The organism is Propionivibrio sp., assembly GCF_016790145.1.
In the GTDB taxonomy this organism is placed as follows: Bacteria; Pseudomonadota; Gammaproteobacteria; order Burkholderiales; family Rhodocyclaceae; genus Propionivibrio.
In genome coordinates, this window is the sequence record NZ_JAEUOI010000185.1 from 1 (window position 1) to 2,538 (window position 2,538).

1 protein-coding gene and 1 pseudogene are annotated in these 2,538 nt (G+C 58.6%); both read left to right on the forward strand.

Annotated elements, in window-relative coordinates; translation table 11 throughout:
• Positions 1–916, forward strand: a pseudogene (locus tag JNM42_RS15435) (IS21 family transposase); the annotation flags it as partial.
• 25 nt (positions 917–941) lie between these two features.
• Entirely contained in the window at positions 942–1,676 is a 735-nt protein-coding gene (gene istB / locus JNM42_RS15440; protein ID WP_294272078.1) for an IS21-like element helper ATPase IstB, read from the forward strand.
• Positions 1,677–2,538: the final 862 nt, after the last annotated feature.

Below are 2,538 nucleotides of genomic sequence, written 5' to 3' on the forward strand. Positions count from 1 at the left end.
GCTGGTCCCGGACAATCTCAAGAGCGGGGTCACCCGAGCCTGTTTCTACGATCCCGAACTGAACCCGACGTATCGTGCCCTGGCCACCTATTACGGCACGGCCGTCCTTCCTGCCCGGCCCTATCGCCCGAAGGACAAAGCCAAGGTCGAGGGCGGCGTGCTCCTGGTCGAACGTTGGGTACTGGCGCGCCTGCGGCACCAGCGCTTCTTCAGCCTGTGCGAACTGAACCGGAGCATTGCCGAACTCATGACGGCGCTCAACAACCGGCCCTTCAAGAAGTTGCCTGGCTGCCGCCTGTCGGCCTTTGCCGAACTCGATCATCCCGCCTTGCGGCCATTGCCGGCCATGCGTTACGAGTTTGCCGAATGGAAAGTGCTGAAGGTCGGTATCGACTATCACGTCGAACTCATCGGCCACTACTATTCGGTTCCCTACCGTTTTGCCCGGGAGAAAGTCGATTCCCGACGGACGGCCACCACCGTCGAACTGTTTCACCGTGGCACCCGTATTGCCAGTCATGTCCGCAACGACGCCCAGGGCCGGCACACCACCGTGGATGCCCACATGACACCGGCCCATCAAGAGGTTCAAGGCTGGAACGCTCCCCGTCTGCTCGAGTGGGCCGGGCGCATCGGGCCGCATGCCCAGGCCGTCGTACAGAGCCTCTTGCATCAGCGCCGACATCCGCAGCAGAGCTACCGCGCCTGCCTGGGCATCCTGCGGTTCGGCAAACGCTACGGCGAAGAGCGCCTGGAAGGCGCCTGCGAACGGGCCATCGCCATCGGTGCCCTGTCCTACAGCAGTCTGAAGTCGATCCTGAAGAACGGGCTGGACAAGAAGCGGGTGAGTCCCCCGGCCCAGACCTGTTTGCCCTTGGCGCACGCCAATGTGCGTGGTCCCGATTACTACCACTGATCCCCCTGATGAAGGAGTCCTGCCCATGTTGAACCATCCGACCGTCGATAAACTCCACCAGCTGCGCCTTCCCGGCATGGCCCGAGCTCTGGTCAGCCAGTCACAAAGCCCCGAGATCGGCCAGCTATCATTCGAGGAGCGCCTCGGCTTGCTGGTCGACAGCGAGGCCGCCGAACGTGAGTCGCGACAGAACGCCGCCCGACTGAAACGCGCCAAGCTCAAGCAGGCCGCCACGCCGGAGGATGTGGATTTCCGGCACCCACGCGGTCTGGACCGGGCGCTGTTCGCCCGCTTGATGACCGGCCGCTGGGTGAGCGAGCACCAGAACATCCTGCTCTGTGGTCCGACCGGCGTCGGCAAGACCTTTCTCGCTTGTGCACTGGCCAATCAGGCGTGCCGGCAGGGGCGTTCGGTGCTCTATGTGCGCCAGCCCCGTCTCTTGCCCGCCCTGGCGATCGGGCGTGGCGACGGCAGTTACGCGAAGTCGCTGGCACAGCTCGCCAAAACCGATGTCCTCGTGATCGACGACTGGGGTCTGGCGCCCCTCACCGACGAGGGCCGCCGGGATTTGCTGGAGATCTTCGATGACCGCCACGGAACCCGCTCGACCATCATTACCAGCCAACTCCAGGTCATGCACTGGCATGCCTCGATTGGTGATCCGACGCTGGCTGACGCCATCCTTGATCGATTGGTGCACCAAGCCCACACCATGGATCTGGATGGCGAATCACTGCGCAAACAGGGAAAACCCGAATGAAGTGCTTGCCAGGCTTGACGAGTTACCCACCGCCGCCCGCCAGCCATCCAGCTAGAGAGGGAGCGCTGTCTGGCGGGCGACCGTGGATAACTCTGCGCCGTGCCCCAAATCAGCGGCCAACAAACCGGTCCCCAATCGCGAAAAATCGGAAGCGTTAAAAAAACAATGGCATTATTTACGCCGAGCGAAAAATTTGACCCAAGTACAAGGCTTAGAGTAAAACCCTTCAACCCCCGCGTCGCTACGCTCCGACTGTCCAGTTTGCCGTGGAATGCCTGTCCAGTTTGCCGCGGAATCAGTGTCCAGTTTGCGTGGAATACGCACCTCGATTCCAAGATGCCTGCCTGTACTTTCCAGCCTATGGACTTCAGTACATAGGCTTGAGAGTGCCGCTTATACCTTTCGGCCAACAAATCTTTTGTTTCAATTGACCCGTCGGACGGCGTCGTAAAAACAGCGACGGAACGGTGACGAAATCGCTTCGAGAATGCGACGAAACACCAACACTTCGACAACACAAAAAAAAGAGCCGATTTGAAGTTGCAGAAAGAAGGACGAAAACGATGCACAAAATGCGACGAAAACGCGAAGGAAATACGACGAAAACCTGGACATAAAACGTCGTTGTAGAAACGTCGCAGAATCAGCGACGAAACAGCAACGTAATAGCGACTAAACGCCCCGGTGTTTCAAAAATCAAAGGCACACAGACCGCGTCTTGAAAAAGGTTTCAGTGGTTTTTAATGCTAATGGATTAGCCGGGCTGAAAGTATCAAAAATCAGTCAAACCTGACGGGGTTCATTTTTCTTGAATTTGCTGGGTTTGCAGTGCGGTTTCCCAACAGAATAAAGACCTTAAGTT

Coding starts and splice junctions, on each gene's coding strand:
- istB (WP_294272078.1), top strand. CDS start 942: ATGTTGAACCATCCGACCGTCGATAAACTCCACCAGCTGCGCCTTCCC.